Raw genomic sequence first — 18,890 nt, forward strand, 5'->3', positions numbered from 1 at the left:
TATGGATCATAAAAGGAATAGCACGGCGAAGATGCGCTTCGCCTGTGCTATCATTTTTTTAGTTTTTGCTTATACATTCCTGGCTTGTTACCAGGCAGATATTCTAGCCGTGGCGCAGCATGTCTTATCAGAAGGTAAGACAGATTATTTCTATACGCTTGCACCGCTGCTTGTTACCTTTGTATGCTTTCTGCTGCAGTTGGGAGCATACGCGGTGACCCGTGTGAAGCGTCGTTTTCACGGACTTACTTATTTCCCTTCATTCCTTTTGCTGGCCCTGATAGCCGATGTGCCTACCCATGTAGATGCTGGCGTGTCGTTAGGCTGGTGGTGGCTTGTCCTGCCTTTCAGTCTGCTGGTCTGGGCTGGCGTGATGTGGGTCGCCAGACAGTTGGAACCTCTTGAGCAGGAGCCACATAGTTTCGGTTGGTTCTCGCGTTACTCATGGGTGAACATCTCCCAGCTTGTCGTGATGATGCTGGCAGTTATCTTCATCACCAACAATGATCGCCTCTTTCACGAAAGAATGAAGATGGAACATCTGATGAAAGAAAAACAGTATGAAAAAGCTTTAGAGGTTGGAGAGAAATCCCTGCAGACCGATTCGTCGCTTACGATGCTCCGTATAGCCTGTCTTTACAGAACGGGCGAGCTGGGCAGCCGTCTTTTTTCCTATCCATTGGTAGGCGGCAGCCAATCGATGTATATCAATGGCACGTCCGTCAAGGCATTGATGTGGCAGGCTCCGGTGTGGATGTATGGAACATCGCCCTGGATGAAGAAACATCGCCTGAAGTATCGCCTCTCGAAGGAGTACGAGCTTTGTGCGCTCCTGCTGGACAAGAAGCTCGATGAATTTGTCCGCAAGCTGGTTAAGTATCACGAATTGACCAAGCTGCCAACTCATTACAAAGAGGCACTTTTGCTCTATTGTCATCTTCGGACGCATCCTATCGTAGAGTTTCACGACAACGTGATGGATGCCGATTTTGCCGATTATCAGTCGATGGAGCGTAAATATAGCAATCCGGTAGAACGCCAGTCTGTTCTCCGCGATACATACAGCAACACATATTGGTACTATTATGATTATGGAAATAAATAATAGATTGAGACATAAAATATCGGGATATAGAAGTAAATGGGGATATCCGTTTTTCCGCAATTTGGCGAGTGCCATCTTGTGGATGCTCCTTCTTGTGCCATCTGCGGGCTTTGCCCAGAAGAAGGAAATACAATTGGCGAAGGATCAGGTGAAGTCGGGCAAGAACCTGCCTCAGGCGCAGGCAAGCATGCAGAAACTTCTGGCTGATTCTGCCAATCAGAACAACAAGAAAATCTGGAACCTCTACTTCGATGCCGTACGTAAGCAATACGAGCAGGGTAACGAAAAACTCTATCTCAAGCAGAAATATGATACTGCCCAGCTCTTCAATTTCACCCGGCAGCTCTTCGAGATTGCGCAGCAGTTTGATTCTGTAGAGATGGTTCCTAATAAAAAGGGAAAGGTGGAAATCGAATTCCGTAAGCAGCATGCTGACTATCTTTCCCATATCCGCACCAATCTCTTTAATGGTGGACTGTGGTTCCTTGGTAAGAAGAAGTATGCCGATTCCTATAAGTTCTTCGACCGTTATATAGATTGTGCCAATCAGCCGCTGTTCCAGTCATACGATTACAGTCAGAAGGATAAGCATCTTCCTTTGGCTGCCTATTATGCCGTATATTCCGGCTATAAGATGAAGGATCCCAAGGCAACGCTGCATCATTCTTATGTAGCGCTGAAGGATACCGTGCATTACAACTATATGTTGCAGTATCTTGCCGAAACCTATTATCTGGAGAAGGATACAGCGCGCTATCTGGCATCGCTCAAGGAAGGATTCGAACGGGTGCCTACCTTCCCATATTTCTTCCCACGACTCGTGGAGTTTTATGTAGATATCAATCAGCTGGATTCTGCGATGGCAGTAGTAGATAAGGCTCTCACCATTGTGCCAGACAGTGATATGTATCTTGTTGCCAAAAGCAACATCCTCTTCGAGCAAAGCAAGCTCCAGGAGTGTATCAAGGTAAGCGATAAGGCTATCTCCGTGAATGAGGAACTTGCCGATCCATATTATAATGCAGGCATCTGTTACTTCAATATGGCAGTGGAGCAGGACAAGAGTTCGCAGACTTCGAGAAAGGTGCGTGAACAGGTGGATGCCAATTATAGGAAGGCACTCCCTTATCTGGTAAAATACAGAAAGCTCCAGCCTGATGAGCAATCCAAGTGGGCTTTTCCGCTCTATACCATCTATCTGAACCTGAATATGGGTAAGGAGTTTGATGAAATAGATAAAATCATGAAGAAAAGGTAATCTCTTTTTCAATAAATAAAAGACAATGATAGATAGAATTTTAGATAAGTTGGGTATCGAACTCAACGATATGCAGCAGGATGCGATGCAGGCCGTGCTGCACACCGATAGAGATGTGGTAGTGCTTTCGCCTACGGGTAGTGGTAAGACGCTGGCTTATCTCCTGCCGCTCTCGCAACTCATTGATGCCGGCGACGACGAGCCGCAGGCTATCGTGGTGACTCCTGGTAGAGAGCTGGCGCTGCAGTCTGCCACCGTGCTCAAGAATATGGGTAGCGGACTTCGTGCCATGGCTTGCTATGGAGGTCGTGCGACAATGGATGAGCATCGTGTGATGAAGCAGGTGCGTCCACAGATAGTCTTCGGAACTCCAGGCCGTCTGAATGATCATCTTGATAAGGGTAATCTGAACCGTTACCATATCAGATATCTCGTAATTGATGAATTTGATAAATGTCTGGAGATGGGTTTCCAGGATGAGATGAGCCGTCTGGTGAAATCGCTTCCAGGCTTGCGCCGTCACTTCCTGCTTTCTGCTACCGAGGCTGAGGAGATTCCTCGTTTCGTACACATGGGCAGAGTAGAGAAGATTGATTATCGAATGGACGAGGAGCAGGTGCCTGAACGTGTACATATATATAAGGTGGAAAGTCCGGTGAAGGATAAGCTGGAGAGCCTGGGTATGTTGCTTCGCAGTTTGGGCGACCAAAGCACCATCGTCTTCCTGAACTATCGTGATAGCGTTGAGCGTACCAATAAGTATCTGGTGGAGCAGGGGTTCTCTACCTCTTTCTTCCATGGCGGTCTGGAGCAGAAGGAGCGCGAGGCTTCACTCTATCGTTTCAGCAATGGCAGTGCCAATATCCTGGTAAGCACCGATCTCGCATCACGTGGTCTCGACATCCCAGACATCGATAACATCATCCATTACCACATGCCGGAAAGCGAAGATGGCTATATCCATCGTGTGGGTCGTACCGCAAGATGGGAGGCGCAGGGTAGAGCTTTCTTCCTGTTGGGCCCTGAGGAGCACATTCCGGAATATGTTGATGCGGAGGTTGAGGATTACCAGATTCCTGCCATAGAGGAGTTGCCGGTGCCGGCTAAGCCAAAAATGGCTACCTTATATATAGGTAAGGGAAAGAAGGATAAGATCAGCAAGGGCGATATCCTGGGCTTCCTTTGTAAGAAGGGCGGATTGAATTCGTCTGAAATCGGAAAGATTGATGTCAACGACCGTTATGCCTATGCAGCAATAGCCCGGCCAAAGTTGAGAAGTGTGCTCAACAATGTAAAGGGTGAGAAAATTAAGGGCGTAAAGACCATCGTAGAAGAAGTGCGATGATTTTTATGCCAGTGAAGGCCTCTTCTTGGAATTTGTTTCCAGAGGAGGCTTTTCTTGTTATAAATTGATATTTATGGCATAAATATGCGGTAAATATGTTAAAAGCACTGACAAAATGAAAGATTTTTGCCCAAATCGCTAAAAATGTGCAGGAAAATTTGGTAGATTCAAATAAAATATGTAATTTCGCATCCGTAAATCCATACATTAGGGTTGCTCAGTTGACTATATGGGTGGATTGCGCTTATACTGTTCCTGCTAACAGGAATGGCATGGTCAGAAAACTAAAATAATTAAACAAGATGAAGAAGTACAATTTTAACGCAGGTCCATCAATGCTTCCACGTGAAGTGATTGAGAACACAGCAAAGCAGATTTTGGATTTTAATGGTTCAGGTCTTTCATTGATGGAAATCAGCCACCGTGCTAAGGATTTCCAGCCAGTTGTTGATGAGGCTGTCTCCCTTTTCAAGGAGCTTCTTGACATTCCTGAGGGTTACTCCGTAATCTTCCTTGGTGGTGGTGCGTCGTTGCAGTTCATGCAGATTCCTGCCAACTTCCTCATCAAGAAGGCTGCCTACATAAATTCTGGTACTTGGGCTAAGAAGGCAATGAAAGAGGCAAAGCATTTTGGTGAGGTCGTGGAGATCGCATCATCGTCCGACGCCAACTACACTTTCTATCCTCAGGTTCCTAACACTGTGCCAGCCGATTGTGATTATTTGCATCTCACAAGCAACAATACAATATATGGTACCGAACTCCGTGTAGATCCAGACGTGAACGTGCCTTTGATTTCTGATATGTCATCAGATATCATGAGCCGTCCGGTAGATGTTTCCAAGTACACCGCCATCTATGCTGGTGCCCAGAAGAACCTCTCTATGGCTGGTGTTACCGTCATTATCGTCAAGGATGATATGCTCGGCAAGGCTCCTCGTGAGATTCCTACCATGCTCGACTATCGTACTCACGTAGAGAAGGGCAGCATGTTCAATACTCCTCCTGTAGTTCCTATCTATACTTTGATGGAGAACCTCCGCTGGTTGAAGGCAAATGGTGGCGTAGAGGCTGCTGACAAGCGAGCTTACGAGCGTGCAGAGGTTCTCTATGCTGAGATTGACCGCAACAAGCTCTTCAAGGGTACCGTGGAAGAGGCATCCCGCTCATTGATGAACATCTGCTTCGTGATGAACGATGAGTACAAGGAGCTGGAGAAGCCATTCCTTGATTTCGCTACAGAGCGTGGCATGGTTGGTGTCAAGGGGCACCGTTCTGTAGGTGGTTTCCGTGCCAGCTGCTACAATGCACAGACCATGGAGGGTGTTCAGGCACTCGTCAAGGCTATGCAGGATTTTGAGAAACTTTGAACTTTGAGATTTGAACTTTGAACTTTATGATTACTCCAAAGATTATAATCTATTATAAATGGGGAGCTTTTAAAGGAAAAAGCAAATCATAAAGTTCAAAGTTCAAAGTTCCAAGTTCAAAGTAAAAAGGTTCCAAGTAAAAAAGTTCAAAGTAATATGAAAGTATTAGTTGCAACAGAAAAGCCATTCGCAGCAGCTGCTGTCGAGGGCATTAAGAAAGAAATAGAGGGAGCAGGCAACGAACTCGTACTGCTCGAAAAATATACAGAGAAGGCTCAGCTTCTCGATGCCGTGAAGGATGTGGATGCGATGATTATCCGTTCTGACAAGGCTGATGCCGAGGTGCTCGACGCTGCCAAGAACCTGAAGATTATCGTTCGCGCCGGTGCTGGTTATGATAATATCGACCTGGCTGCTGCTACTGCTCACAACGTAGTAGCTGAGAACACTCCTGGTCAGAACTCTAACGCTGTAGCTGAATTGGTATTCGGCTTGCTGGTATTTGCCGTTCGTAATTTCTACAATGGTAAGGCTGGCTGTGAGTTGAAGGGTAAGAAGTTGGGTATCCTGGCATTTGGTAACGTGGGTCGCAATGTAGCTCGCATCGCCAAGGGCTTCGGTATGGAAGTGTCTGCTTATGATGCCTTCTGCCCTGCAGATGTCATCGAGGCTGCAGGTGTTCACGCCGTAAAGTCTCAGGATGAGCTGTTCCAGACTTGCGATATCGTTTCTCTTCATATCCCTGCTACTCCAGAGACTATCAAGAGCATCGATTACAAGACCGTGAACCAGTTGCCTAAGGGTGGTATTCTTATCAATACAGCCCGCAAGGAGGTCATCAATGAGCCTGAGCTTCTGAAGCTTCTTGCTGAGCGTGAGGATTTGAAGTTCATCACCGACATCAAGCCAGATGCTGATGCAGACTTCGCCAAGTTCGAGGGCCGCTACTTCTCAACCCCTAAGAAGATGGGTGCGCAGACAGCCGAGGCTAACATCAATGCTGGTATCGCAGCTGCCAAGCAGATCAATGCATTCTTTGCAGATGGCTGCACCAAGTTCCAGGTAAATAAGTAATTATTCATCCCGAATATATAGCTCATGAAGAGTGCTTTTTCACCGAAGCACTCTTGATGGGCTTTTCGTGTTTTTATTCATCTTGACAAAGTAAATTATAACATTATGGCAATAGTAAAACCTTTCAAGGGCATTCGCCCTCCAAAAGATTTAGTAGAGCAAGTTGAGTCTCGTCCATACGATGTCCTCGATTCAGAGGAAGCTCGTGCCGAGGCTGGCGATAACGAGAAAAGCCTTTATCATATCATTAAACCTGAAATCAACTTCGAACCAGGTACATCTGAGTATGATCCTCGCGTCTATGAAAGTGCTGCAGAGAACTTCAAGAAGTTCCAGGAGAACGGCTGGTTGAAGCAGGATGATAAGGAACAGTATTATATCTATGCACAGACCATGAATGGCAAGACACAGTATGGTCTTGTTGTGGGTGCATACGTAAATGATTATATGACGGGTGTCATCAAGAAGCATGAGCTTACCCGTCGTGATAAGGAAGAGGATCGTATGAAGCACGTTCGTGTTTGCAATGCAAACATCGAACCGGTTTTCTTTGCTTATCCTGATAATTCTGTGCTCAATGAGATTCTGATGCGTTATGCTGCTACAGCACCGGAGTATGATTTCATCGCTCCGATTGATGGCTTCCGTCACCAGTTCTGGATTGTCAGTGATGACAAGGATATCGAAACCATCACCGCTGAATTTGCCAAGATGCCTAGCCTCTATATCGCCGATGGTCATCACCGTTCTGCTGCAGCAGCTTTGGTAGGCGCAGAGAAGGCGAAGCAGAATCCGAACCATACCGGTAAGGAGGAATACAACTATTTCATGGCTGTCTGCTTCCAGGCTAGCCAGCTTACCATTCTTGATTACAACCGTGTAGTAAAGGATCTGAATGGTCTGACATCAGAAGAATTCCTCGATGCTCTTACCAAGAACTTCGAGGTGATAGAGATTGATGCGATTAATGTGAATGTATCTGGCGATGAGGAGGGTATCCCATGCTATGAGAAGATTGCCATTGATGAAGCAATCGAGCAGTTTGGATTGGATATCCTGAAGCCAGCAGCGCTTCATTCATTCCTCGTTTATCTGGACGGCAAGTGGTACGGCTTGTTTGCCAAGCCAGGAACCTATGATGATGAGGATCCTATCGGCGTGCTCGATGTAGATATCTCTTCCCGTCTGATTCTGGATGATATTCTGGGCATCAAGGATTTGCGTTCAGACAAGCGCATCGATTTCGTGGGCGGTCTTCGCGGACTCGGCGAGTTGAAGCGTCGTGTAGATAGTGGCGAGATGAAGATGGCATTGGCCTTGCATCCAGTTACTATGCAGCAGATTATGGACATCGCTGATAGTGGCAAGATTATGCCTCCTAAGGCAACCTGGTTTGAGCCAAAGTTGCGCAGCGGATTGATTATTCACAAACTTGATTAACTTTGAGCTTTGAACTTTATGATATGTATTTCTGTTGTTTTAAACAAAAAGGGTAATCATAAAGTTCAAAGTTCCCAGTTCAAAGTTCAATGTAAAAATATGATTGACGAATTTAAAACTATATCAGATACAGTAGGCGAGGGATATTACACCGAGAAAAGGAGTAAGTTTCTCGCCTTTGCTCACCACGTTACCACTGTTGACGAGGTGAAGGAGATTGTTGCCGGGTACCGTAAGAAATATTACGATGCCCGACATTGTTGTTATGCCTATATGTTGGGTCCTGAGCGCACCGAGTTTCGTGCCAATGATGATGGAGAGCCTTCTTCTACGGCAGGCAAGCCTATCCTTGGACAGATTACGAAAGCAGAACTGACGGATATCCTGATTGTCGTCATCCGCTATTTCGGAGGAGTCAAGCTGGGTACCAGCGGATTGATCGTTGCCTATCGTGAGGCAGCGATAGATGCCTTGGCGCATTGTGAGGAGGTAACGCAGCAGGTAGAGGAAATCGTAACCTATGATTTCACCTATCCGATGATGAATGATGTGATGAGGATAGTGAAAGAGATGAATCCACGTATCGTGGATCAGACTTTCGACAATACTTGCTGCATCAAGCTGTCTATCAGGAAGAGCGAGGCTGAGCAATTGCGTACCCGCCTGAAAAAGCTGTCGTTTGAATAACGGAAAATCACAGAGTTCCCACACGCCCTGAAAGAGGGTGTGTCATAAGTCCACAACGCACCCTTTTTTAGTTTTTAAAGAACGTAAGTCCGCCAGGCGTCCCGCCGGATTTGCAATCCGGCGTTAAAAAATGTCCTAACCTATTTAGGTTCTGCGGATTTGCAATCCGCAGCAAAGGAGTATGCTTTTCCTTTTATTGGGGGATTACAAATCCCCCGGTGTTTATAGGTCGAACCTTTTTTTACGGCGGATTTCAAATCCGCCGGGACGCCTGGCGGGTTTACGCTCTTGAAGACACCTAAAAAACTTTAAAACCAGGTGTTTAGTAAAGCTTTTGCCCTTACAGGGCGCCTTGTTGATTGCTATTATACCCAGGGCGTTGCCCTGGGCTAGGAGCTTCTGCCCTTTCAGGGCGTGCTGCTTCTATCCTTTTTCTTCCAATTCCTTCTGCAAGCGGATGATTTCGTCGCGATATTGTGCTGCCTGCATGAAGTCGAGGTCCTTGGCGGCTTGCTTCATCAGAGCAGTGGTATTGGCAATGCTCTTCTCTAACTCCTCCCTGCTCATGCTGCGGACGATAGGATCGGCAACCATCGTGGCGCTATCTGGTTCGATATAGACACGCTGTCTGGACCCTTCGGCTCCCTTGATGTTCTTATGATCCATGATGCCTTTGGCTTTCTCGGCACTCTTGATGCTCTTGATGGTGGCTGCACCTGAAGCAGCTTCTTCTTCCTTGCCCATAGGCAGTGCAGAGGTGATTGCCTTCTGAATCTGCTTAGGGGTGATGCCGTGGTCGGCATTGTATTTCAGCTGGATGCTTCTTCGGCGGGCAGTCTCGTCGATGGTCTTCTGCATGCTGTCTGTGATATTGTCCGCATACATAATCACCTTGCCGTTCACGTTTCTGGCGGCACGGCCGGCGGTCTGGGTCAGAGAACGGTGACTGCGCAGGAATCCCTCCTTGTCTGCATCGAGGATGGCAACAAGCGATACCTCAGGCAAGTCTAGACCCTCGCGGAGCAGATTCACACCCACCAGTACATCATACACGCCTGCTCGCAGATCGTTCATGATCTTCACGCGGTCAAGCGTTGCCACATCGCTATGGATATAGGCAGCCTTTACATTGTGGTTCAGCAGGAACTCGGTCAGCTCCTCTGCCATACGTTTGGTAAGGGTGGTGATGAGTACACGTTCATCCCGGTGGGTTCTGGTCAGAATCTCATCGAGCAGATCATCAATCTGGTTTTCGCTTGGGCGTACTTCTATCTCCGGGTCGAGCAATCCGGTAGGACGAATCAACTGTTCTACTACCACACCTTCAGATTCTCTCAGCTCATAGTCGGCTGGGGTAGCACTCACGTAGATGGCCTGATGAATCATACTATGAAATTCCTCGAAGGTGAGCGGACGGTTGTCGAAGGCGGCAGGCAATCGGAAACCATATTCCACCAGGTTCTTCTTTCGGGCTCTATCGCCACCATACATCGCCCCGATTTGCGGAATGCTCACATGGCTCTCATCTACTACCAGAAGGAAATCTTTCGGGAAGAAATCGAGCAGACAGTATGGACGCTCTCCTTCATGCCGGCCATCGAAATATCTCGAATAGTTCTCGATGCCCGAACAGTGTCCCAGCTCCTTGATCATCTCCATGTCGTATTCCACACGCTCCTTGATGCGCTGTGCCTTGATGCCATCGCCTATGCTCTTGAAGAATTCTTCCTGTTTCATCAGGTCGTCCTGTATCATTCTGATGGCGATCTCCTGCTGCTCCTTGCTGGTTACAAAAAGATTGGCAGGATAAATCTCATATTCTTCGAAGGAGGAAAGTCGGTGATAGGTGAGGGAATCTACCTCCTCGATGCTGTCTATCTCGTCATCCCACCAGGTTACTCGCAGCACATTGTCGCTGTACGCCATGAAGATATCTACCGTTTCTCCCTTTACGCGGAAGTTGCCGCGCTGCAGTTCGATGTCGTTTCTTACATAGAGGGCATCTACCAGTTTCCTGAGGAACTCATTTCTGTCGAGTTGCTGTCCCCTGTGAATCTTGATGATGTTTTCCTGCATAGCTACTGGTCCACCCATACCATAGATGCATGATACGGAAGATACCACGATGACATCTTTTCTGCCTGAAAGCAGAGCGGAAACGGCACCCAGACGGAGCTTGTCGATCTCATCATTGATGGCGAGATCTTTTTCTATATAGGTATCCGTGGTTGGCAGATATGCCTCCGGCTGGTAATAGTCGTAGTAGGAAACGTAATACTCCACGGCATTGTTGGGGAAGAAGCCTTTCATCTCCTGATAAAGCTGGGCGGCAAGCGTCTTGTTATGACTCAGGATAAGAGTCGGCTTGCCCACGTTGGCTATCACGTTTGCTACGGTGAAGGTCTTGCCGGAACCGGTTACGCCAAGCAACACCTGTGCGGGTTCTCCCTGCTGGATGCCTTCGGTGAGTTGTCGGATGGCTTGCGGCTGATCACCCGTTGGTTGATATTCTGATGTGATTTTAAAGTCCATAATCTCTGTTTTTGGGTGCAAAAATACAAAAAAAACGGCATTAATCGTTATAAAGATTAATTATTTGCGAAAAAATGTATTTTTTCTTTTGATAATAAGCAAATTATCTGTAACTTTGCATCCACAAAAGTAATAATATGAAGAAATCAATACTAATCGCAGCTAGTGTAGCATTGCTTCTTACTGGCTGTGCGAGCGAATATAATCAGGTATATAAGGCAGCAACATCTACCTATAAGTACGAGTATGCCAAGCAGTGTTTTGCACAGGGCAAGTATTCTCGTGCCATTCCTCTGTTGCAGGAAGTTGTAACCATGAAGAAGGGTTCAACCGAGGGCGAGGAGTGTCTCTATATGTTGGCGATGGCTGAGTATGGCTTGAAGGATTACGAAACGGCATCAGAGTATTTCAAGAAATATTATGCCAGCTATCCGAAGGGACAGTATGCAGAGATGGCGAAGTACTTTGTGGGCGAAAGCCTCTATCAGAATGCTCCGGAGCCTCGACTCGACCAGAGTACTACTTATACTGCGATTACAGCCTTCCAGGAGTTCCTTGATCTCTTCCCGGATGCTCATCTCAAGGCTCAGGCAACCAACCGTCTCTTTGCCTTGCAGGATCTCCTGGTAGAGAAGGAGTATAAGAGTGCACGCCTGTACTTCGATATGGGTACTTACTTCGGCAACTGCACCAACGGCGGCAACAATTATGAGGCTTGCATCGTTACGGCGCAGAATGCTCTCAAGGATTATCCTTACAGCAACAAGCGCGAGGAATTTGCTACACTCATCATGAAAAGCAAGTATGAACTGGCGAAGATGAGTGTTGAGAGCAAGCAGCTGGAGCGCTATCAGGATGCTGAGGATGAATGCTATGGCTTCATCAATGAGTATCCGGATTCCAAGGAGCGTGCCACTGCCGAGAAATATATCGAGAAGTGCAAGGCTTTCGAGAAGGCACATCCTGAGGATACACTCGACAAGCTCGCGGGGGACAACAAATAATGCCCCTCACAGCTTACCAGTAGGAGAAACGATAGATAAAAATAGAATAATATATATAGTACTATAAATTATGGATTATAAGAAATCAAAAGCACCAGTTAACACAGTTACTCGTAACATCATGGATCTCTGTGATGATACGCATAACATTTACGAGAGTGTTGCAATCATCGCTAAGCGAGCTAACCAGATCTCGCTTGAGATTAAGCAGGACTTGAGCAAGAAACTCTCTGAGTTTGCTTCTTACAACGATTCATTGGAAGAGGTCTTCGAGAACCGTGAGCAGATTGAGATCTCTCGTTTCTATGAGAAGTTGCCAAAGCCAACTTTGATTGCTACAGAGGAGTTTGTAGAGAAGAGCATTTATTGGCGTGATCCAAGTGTGCCAGCTCACTCTTCTGATGAGGATGAACTCTAAACAAGACAGGTAGAGTTATGATACAGCGTAAACAAACCCTGTTTTTGCTTTTAGCTGTTATTGTATGTGCGCTGGGTCTGTTCTTTCCTATCGGCAGTATAGCGCCAGAGGGAATGGGAACAGACAGTATGGTTTACAATCTGGGTGTGGTGACAGGCGAGGGCGGTCTTGCTGTCTCTGCCACCTGCATCCCTCTGTTTGTCCTGCTCAGCGTAACAGCAATCTTATCGTTGGTAACGATATTCCTTTATAAGAATCGCAAGGTACAGATGAGTATCTGCAAATGTACCATGCTGCTTCAGGTACTGTGGGTGATAGATTATGTCTTGATTCTCTTGGGTATCATTCCTATTCCAGAGGTTCAGGGCAAGATGAGCATCGAGTTCGCAGCCTGTCTGCCAATCGTCAGCCTGATACTTGTCGCTATGGCATATAAGGGCGTAAATGATGACGAAAAGCTGGTAAAAGCCGCTGATCGCATCCGATAAAGCCCTGATTCTTAAAAGAAATGCTAAAAAAGCCTATAAAATAGGAGAAAAATTTGTGGGTACCAAATAAAAGTAGTACCTTTGCACCCGCTGTCACGAGATGACAGCATAAAATTCAAACCTCATTAATAATTAAATTAAAATTAGATTTAAAAAATGGCAACAAAAATCAGATTGCAGCGCGGCGGTCGTAAGAACTATGCTTTCTATAGCATCGTAATCGCTGACGTTAGAGCACCACGTGATGGTAAATTTACTGAGAAGATTGGTACATTCAACCCTAACACCAATCCTGCTACTGTAGATTTGAATTTCGAGCGCGCACTCTACTGGGTAGAGACAGGTGCACAGCCAACAGACACAGTTCGCAACATCCTCAAGGGCGAGGGCGTTTACTTGATGAAGCACCTCAAGGGTGGCGTTAAGAAGGGCGCATTCGACGATGCTGAGGCTCAGAAGCGTTTCGACGCTTGGAAGAATGGCAAGGACGCTAAGGTTTCTGCTGTTCGCGAGGGCGACGCTAAGGCTAAGAAGGAAGCTGCTGCTAAGGAGCTCGAGGCTGAGAAGAAGATGAACGAGGCAATCGCTAAGAAGGTAGCTGAGAAGAAGGCTGCTGCTGCCGCTGCTGCTGCAGAGGCTGCTGCTGAGACTGAGGCTACAGAGGAGGCTCCAGCTGAGGCTTAATCTTCTAAAAGAATCTTCTTTGGAGATTGAAAAGTATAAAGGTCGATTACTCTTATTTAAGGGTGTCGGCCTTTTTTTGTTGCCTGTTTTTACAATAAATCCCCTGTTTTTACAATAAATATCCTGGATTTGCGTTAAAGTATTATGGGAAAGACTAAGAAAATGGATGAAAGACTGGATTCAGAAAAGAACAGCTATTCGCATATATTGAAATATACCGGATTGTTTGGAGGAGTACAGGGGCTGAATATGCTCGTTGGCGTAGTCAGGAATAAATTTACCGCTATGTTCCTGGGACCTTCTGGTATGGGATTGCTGTCTCTTTTCAATTCTACTTCCAATTTTCTTTCTTCTGTTTCCAATCTCGGTATTCCTACCAGTGGCGTAAGAGTGGTTTCTGAGGCAGATACCGGAAACGGGATAGACCAGGCTGTTGCCCAGATCCGTTCACTCTGTCTGCTTTCTGCTTTTCTGGGTGCTTTGATTTGTGCTCTTTTGGGACCCTTGCTTAATCTCTTCACCTTTTCGTGGGGAAATCATACCCTGCATTTCATATTGTTGGCTCCTACCATCTTCTTTACCATATTAGCTGGTGGCGAGACGGCTATTCTCAAAGGATTGGGTAAACTCAAGGCTTTGGCGGTGCAGTCTTCTTTATTGGCGCTTTTGTCTTTGATGTTTTCTGTACCCATCTATGGCTATTTCGGAGAGCAGGGGATTCTCGTAGTGCTTTTTCTGTTGGCATTAAGCCAATGGTTTCTTGCCTTTTGGTTTTCACGTAAGGAAAAGCCGTTTCGCTTGTGCTTTTCCAGGAGCCAGTTGGTTCAAGCTTTCCCGATGGTTCGTCTGGGACTCTCGTTTGTCTTGGCTGGAATGATGAGTAGTGGTGCCGAATTTCTGGTAAGAGCCTTTCTCAATCAGCAGGGGGATCTCGCCGAGGTGGGTCTTTTCAATTCCGGTATTACCCTGGTGCTGGTGTACGGTGGTATGATCTTTTCGGTGATGGAAACCGATTATTACCCCCGTCTTTCTGCAGTAAAGAGTGAGGAGAGTGGTAGGGTTGAGGCGGAAAACCGTAATCTGATTGTAAATAGACAGTTAGAGATGAATATCCTCTTGATGGGTCCAATCATCATTGCCATTATCCTGTTGCTTCCTATAGCCATACCATTATTATACAACAGTCAGTTTCTAGGTGTCTTGGGTATGACTCAGATTGCAGCAGCAGGGTTATTATGGAAGGCGTTTTATCTGCCGCTGGAGTATATACCTTTGTCTAGGGGTGAGGCTCGGATATTTCTGGTTCAGGAATGCTGTTGCGTATTATTGCTCATCGTCTGCGAAATCATCGGCTATCTATGGTTTGGTCTGGATGGCTTGGGTGCTGGTATTGTAGTAGCCTATGTTCTGGAGTCGATAGGAGTCTTTGTTTTCTGTCATTTTCATTATGCCTATCGGTTGAGTTTTCTGGCAGGCAAGCATCTGGTGGTTCATCTTCTGAATCTGCTGCTGATAGGAGGTGTAGTATGGTTGTGGGATGCAGATTCCTGGGGTTATTGGCTGCTGGGTCTTTTCCTGTTCCTGAATTCTCTGGCGTATAGTCTTACGAAAATTCACCGTTCGTTGAAGCTGTAGTAAAGGGTGGGTCACTTGCTTGGATATGAATATTGTTATTTGACCTGTACGGTTAAAATTACCCAATACGCCCAATACGCCCTGAAAGGGCAGAAGCTCCTAGCCCAGGGCATCGCCCTGGGTAATGATGGTTGCAAGCCTGTCGCCCTGTAAGGGCAAAAGCTTTCAAGTACCAGGCAATATACAAAGCTTTTGCCCTTTCAGGGCGTCTTACTGATTGCTCTTATACCCAGGGCGTTGCCCTGGGCTAGGAGCTTCTGCCCTTTCAGGGCGTGTGGGAAGGTACTTACTTAAGTTTAGTAAATAATATTACAAGTCTCGGATTATCAAAATAATCTTTAAGGAGAAAAATTTCTTCCCTTAAGGAAAAATATATTTTTCCTTAAGGATATTTTTATTTTTCCTTAAGGGAAAATTTTGTGTCTCTACTTTCCTTATTTTACGGGGCTTTAAGTATAAAGATTAGAATATGGAATTTTTCTTACACAATATTGGGCTGTTGTATGTAGTTCAGATAGGGGATTGGTATTCTTCCATATCGTTTGTATGAATAAGATAGGGGATTGGTATTCTTCCATATCGTTTGTATGAATAAGATAGGGGATTGGTATTCTTCCATATCGTTTGTATGAATAAGATAAGGAATTGGTATTCTTCCATATCGTTTGTATGAATAAGATAAGGAATTGGTATTCTTTCGTATCGTTTGTATGAAAATGAAAATCCCTGTAACTTATAGCAAGTTACAGGGATTATTTATACTTATTGTTTTGTTATCTCAAAGAAATTACTTCTTGTTGATAGCGAGGTCGATAGCTACAGCGATAGCAACAGTAGCACCTACCATAGGGTTGTTACCCATACCGAGGAAGCCCATCATCTCTACGTGAGCAGGAACTGAAGAAGAACCTGCGAACTGAGCGTCTGAGTGCATACGACCCATAGTATCAGTCATACCGTAAGAAGCAGGACCAGCAGCCATGTTATCTGGGTGCAATGTACGACCTGTACCACCACCAGAAGCTACTGAGAAGTATGGCTTACCAGCTGCAACACGCTCCTTCTTGTATGTACCAGCTACTGGGTGCTGGAAACGTGTAGGGTTTGTAGAGTTACCAGTGATAGATACATCTACATCCTCGCTCCAGTTGATAGCAACACCCTCGCGAACGTCGTCAGCGCCGTAGCAGTTAACCTTAGCACGTGGACCGTCGCTGTAAGCGATGCGGTTAACAACCTTCAACTCACCTGTGTAGTAATCAAACTTTGTCTGAACGTATGTGAAACCGTTGATGCGGCTGATGATCTGAGCAGCATCCTTGCCAAGACCGTTCAAGATAACGCGCAATGGGTTCTTGCGAACCTTGTTAGCCATCTCAGCAATCTTGATAGCACCCTCAGCAGCAGCGAAAGACTCGTGACCAGCCAAGAAAGCGAAGCACTGAGTCTCCTCACGGAGCAAACGAGCAGCCAAGTTACCGTGACCGAGACCAACCTTACGGTCGTCAGCTACAGAACCAGGGATGCAGAAAGCCTGCAAACCGATACCGATAGCCTCAGCTGCGTCAGCAGCAGTCTTAGCACCGTTCTTGATAGCGATAGCAGCACCAGCTACATACGCCCACTTAGCGTTCTCGAAGCAGATACGCTGAGTATCTTCACACATCTGATAAGGGTCAACACCTGCGTCCTCGCAGATTTGATTAGCCTCTTCCAAGCTCTGAATACCGTTAGCATTAAGAGCAGCAAGAACCTGCTTCTCGCGACGTTCCTGACTTTCGTAACTTACTTTTCTAATCATATCTGTATCTCCTTATTATTCTTTACGTGGATCAATTGCTTTAACAACACCCTGCTCAGCAGTTGTACGACCGTAGCTACCTGTGAACTTCTTGACAGCCTCGTTAGCGTCCATACCGTTCTTGATAGCCTCCATCATCTTGCCGAGGTGAACATACTCGTAACCACAAACCTGGCTGTCCTTATCGAGGAACTGCTTTGTGATGTAACCCTCTGTCAACTCGAGGTAACGTGTACCCTTAGCTACAGTACCGTAGAGAGTACCAGTCTGTGAACGAAGACCCTTACCCAAGTCCTCAAGACCTGCACCGATAACGAGACCGCCCTCAGAGAAAGCGCTCTGGCTACGACCGTAAACAATCTGGAGGAAGAGTTCGCGCATTGCAGTATTGATAGCATCGCAAACGAGGTCAGTGTTCAAAGCCTCAAGGATAGTCTTACCTGGAAGAATCTCAGAAGCCATAGCAGCTGAGTGAGTCATACCAGTACAACCGATAGTCTCAACGAGAGCCTCCTGAATAACGCCTTCCTTGATGTTCAGAGAGAGCTTGCAAGCACCCTGCTGAGGAGCACACCAACCCACACCGTGAGTATAACCAGAGATGTCCTTGATCTCTTTTGCCTGAATCCATTTTCCCTCTTCAGGAATTGGAGCTGGTCCGTGGTTAGGACCCTTAGCGACAACGCACATGTTGTCTACTTCTTTTGAATAGATCATATTCGCTAAATTTTATATTAATGAATATATAAAAGTATAAATTCTTCTTCTTAAATTCATATTGTTTTGCTGAAACATCGGCATTAAACCTCAATTCCGACCACAAAAGTACAAAAAATATCTGTAAAATACCCAAAAAAGAGTATTCTTTTTAACTCTTTAACCTAATATTTAGATTTTTTCTTGGGTTTGTCCCTATTTTAATGTATCTTTGCAAACTGAAAATAGCAATTTTGAAGATTATGATTGAAGTTAAGATACAGGACGCCGTGCTTCAGCAGGCAGCGGAGGCAGGCATGGATGAATTTGTGAAGGCTTTCGTGGATGCAATCCGCGAGGCGATTGGTGGCGAACTCACTGCTGAGACCATGGCTGAGCTCAATAGCGACCAGATTACGCTCCTGGCATGGGATACCCTGCACGAGGAGATGATGGATGGCGGTATGATTCAGCTCATCCATAACGGCTATGGTGCCTTTCTCTGGAAGAATCCTACCGACAAGGCGTTCCGTAACTGGGGGCTCGTGGAGCTTTCAAAGCTTATCAAGAAAAGTCATTTCCTCTATAAGAGCCATCATGAAGACATCGAGGGGGATATGAGCGACGAGGACTTCATGGCGCTTTATGAGAAATTCCCTGAGTTTGATGATTTCGATGATGAATTCGTGGAGAACGAAGAGGAATGGACCAGCAAGGTGGCTTTCTATATTGATGAGCATATCGAAAACTTCGTCACTATTATATAATATTAAGGTATTAGGATTATGAACAAGAAAGATCAGGAACTCCGTAAGAAGAGTCCGATACAGATACGCAACAAGAAGGCATCGTTCGAGTACTTCTTTGTTGATACTTATACCGCTGGTATCGTACTTACCGGTACCGAGATCAAGTCGATCCGTGGCGGTAAGGCATCCCTGGTAGATTGCTACTGCGATTTCTATCAGGGTGAACTTTGGGTAAAGGGTATGAATATCTCGCCTTATTTCTATGGCTCTTTTTCCAATCATGAGGCTCGCCGCGACCGCAAGCTCCTTCTCACCAAGCGCGAATTGCGCCGTTTGGAAGAGGATAGCAAGCAGCCGGGCTTTACCATCGTGCCTACACTTGTCTTCATTGACGACAATGGACGTGCCAAGGTGGATATCGCCCTCTGCAAGGGTAAGAAGGAGTATGACAAGCGTCAGACCCTGAAGGAGAAAGAGGATAGAAGAGAGATGGATAGAGCCATTAAGCACTTCTAATACTTTGAACGTTGAGATTTGAACTTTGAACTTTATGAAATGCATCTTTTTATGATGTTAGTCATTTCGGGTGGTTCTCTTCTCGATG

The 18,890-nt window shown here is 46.1% G+C and carries 17 protein-coding genes; 14 read left to right on the forward strand and 3 right to left on the reverse strand.

Going from position 1 to position 18,890, the window contains the following annotated elements; translation table 11 throughout:
• The first annotated feature begins 1 nt into the window (after position 1).
• The 7 genes from DW657_RS00980 (at position 2) to DW657_RS01010 (ending at position 8,279) form a co-directional block, all read left to right on the forward strand.
• Positions 2 to 1,105: a DUF6057 family protein gene (locus tag DW657_RS00980; RefSeq protein WP_118311077.1), complete on the forward strand. Its 1,104-nt coding sequence runs from the start codon at positions 2 to 4 to the stop codon at positions 1,103 to 1,105.
• Positions 1,092 to 2,363, forward strand: a complete 1,272-nt coding sequence (locus DW657_RS00985) for a M48 family metallopeptidase (protein WP_233546578.1) — start codon at positions 1,092 to 1,094, stop codon at positions 2,361 to 2,363. Before DW657_RS00980 ends, DW657_RS00985 begins: the two co-directional genes overlap by 14 nt.
• A gap of 25 nt (positions 2,364 to 2,388) precedes the next feature.
• Positions 2,389 to 3,708: a DEAD/DEAH box helicase gene (locus DW657_RS00990; protein WP_118311078.1), complete on the forward strand. Its 1,320-nt coding sequence runs from the start codon at positions 2,389 to 2,391 to the stop codon at positions 3,706 to 3,708.
• 302 nt (positions 3,709 to 4,010) lie between these two features.
• Positions 4,011 to 5,078: a 3-phosphoserine/phosphohydroxythreonine transaminase gene (gene serC / locus DW657_RS00995; protein WP_118311079.1), complete on the forward strand. Its 1,068-nt coding sequence runs from the start codon at positions 4,011 to 4,013 to the stop codon at positions 5,076 to 5,078.
• A gap of 156 nt (positions 5,079 to 5,234) precedes the next feature.
• Complete coding sequence (locus DW657_RS01000; protein ID WP_118311080.1) at positions 5,235 to 6,152, forward strand: NAD(P)-dependent oxidoreductase; 918 nt, start codon at positions 5,235 to 5,237, stop codon at positions 6,150 to 6,152.
• 105 nt (positions 6,153 to 6,257) lie between these two features.
• The gene (locus DW657_RS01005) at positions 6,258 to 7,592 is read left to right on the forward strand and encodes a DUF1015 domain-containing protein (protein ID WP_118311081.1); all 1,335 of its coding nucleotides are present in this window, start codon (positions 6,258 to 6,260) and stop codon (positions 7,590 to 7,592) included.
• 99 nt (positions 7,593 to 7,691) lie between these two features.
• Positions 7,692 to 8,279, forward strand: coding sequence for a YigZ family protein (locus tag DW657_RS01010; RefSeq protein ID WP_118311082.1), 588 nt, complete (start codon positions 7,692 to 7,694; stop codon positions 8,277 to 8,279).
• A 423-nt stretch (positions 8,280 to 8,702) separates the two neighbouring features.
• Here the strand turns inward: DW657_RS01010 and uvrB are convergent, their stop codons facing one another.
• Positions 8,703 to 10,811 carry an excinuclease ABC subunit UvrB gene (gene uvrB / locus DW657_RS01015; protein WP_118311083.1) on the reverse strand — a complete coding sequence of 703 codons (2,109 nt, stop codon included), beginning with the start codon at positions 10,809 to 10,811 and terminating at the stop codon, positions 8,703 to 8,705.
• A 137-nt stretch (positions 10,812 to 10,948) separates the two neighbouring features.
• Between uvrB and DW657_RS01020 the strand changes: the two genes are divergently transcribed.
• From DW657_RS01020 to DW657_RS01040, 5 genes are all read left to right on the forward strand, one after another.
• Positions 10,949 to 11,815, forward strand: coding sequence for an outer membrane protein assembly factor BamD (locus DW657_RS01020; protein ID WP_118311084.1), 867 nt, complete (start codon positions 10,949 to 10,951; stop codon positions 11,813 to 11,815).
• A gap of 70 nt (positions 11,816 to 11,885) precedes the next feature.
• A complete protein-coding gene (locus tag DW657_RS01025; protein ID WP_117663402.1) occupies positions 11,886 to 12,233 on the forward strand; it encodes a DNA-directed RNA polymerase subunit omega in 348 nt (115 codons plus the stop codon).
• A 17-nt stretch (positions 12,234 to 12,250) separates the two neighbouring features.
• Positions 12,251 to 12,721: a DUF4293 domain-containing protein gene (locus DW657_RS01030; protein ID WP_118311085.1), complete on the forward strand. Its 471-nt coding sequence runs from the start codon at positions 12,251 to 12,253 to the stop codon at positions 12,719 to 12,721.
• A 156-nt stretch (positions 12,722 to 12,877) separates the two neighbouring features.
• Positions 12,878 to 13,405 (forward strand): 30S ribosomal protein S16, encoded by a 528-nt coding sequence (locus DW657_RS01035; RefSeq protein WP_117663404.1) that lies wholly within the window; start codon positions 12,878 to 12,880, stop codon positions 13,403 to 13,405.
• Positions 13,406 to 13,549: 144 nt separating this feature from the next.
• The gene (locus DW657_RS01040) at positions 13,550 to 15,040 is read left to right on the forward strand and encodes a hypothetical protein (protein WP_118311086.1); all 1,491 of its coding nucleotides are present in this window, start codon (positions 13,550 to 13,552) and stop codon (positions 15,038 to 15,040) included.
• A 787-nt stretch (positions 15,041 to 15,827) separates the two neighbouring features.
• Here DW657_RS01040 and DW657_RS01045 read toward each other — a convergent pair.
• Entirely contained in the window at positions 15,828 to 16,841 is a 1,014-nt protein-coding gene (locus DW657_RS01045) for a GGGtGRT protein (RefSeq protein ID WP_117663570.1), read from the reverse strand.
• A 15-nt stretch (positions 16,842 to 16,856) separates the two neighbouring features.
• Positions 16,857 to 17,558 carry an iron-sulfur cluster assembly scaffold protein gene (locus tag DW657_RS01050; protein WP_006849036.1) on the reverse strand — a complete coding sequence of 234 codons (702 nt, stop codon included), beginning with the start codon at positions 17,556 to 17,558 and terminating at the stop codon, positions 16,857 to 16,859.
• A 242-nt stretch (positions 17,559 to 17,800) separates the two neighbouring features.
• Here DW657_RS01050 and DW657_RS01055 point away from each other — a divergent pair, with 242 nt between their 5' ends.
• Positions 17,801 to 18,304 (forward strand): DMP19 family protein, encoded by a 504-nt coding sequence (locus DW657_RS01055; RefSeq protein WP_118311087.1) that lies wholly within the window; start codon positions 17,801 to 17,803, stop codon positions 18,302 to 18,304.
• A gap of 18 nt (positions 18,305 to 18,322) precedes the next feature.
• Positions 18,323 to 18,802, forward strand: coding sequence for an SsrA-binding protein SmpB (smpB, locus tag DW657_RS01060; RefSeq protein WP_089543360.1), 480 nt, complete (start codon positions 18,323 to 18,325; stop codon positions 18,800 to 18,802).
• Positions 18,803 to 18,890 lie beyond the last annotated feature (88 nt).

It is taken from the genome of Prevotella sp. AM23-5 (assembly GCF_003473645.1).
GTDB lineage: Bacteria > Bacteroidota > Bacteroidia > Bacteroidales > Bacteroidaceae > Prevotella > Prevotella copri_A.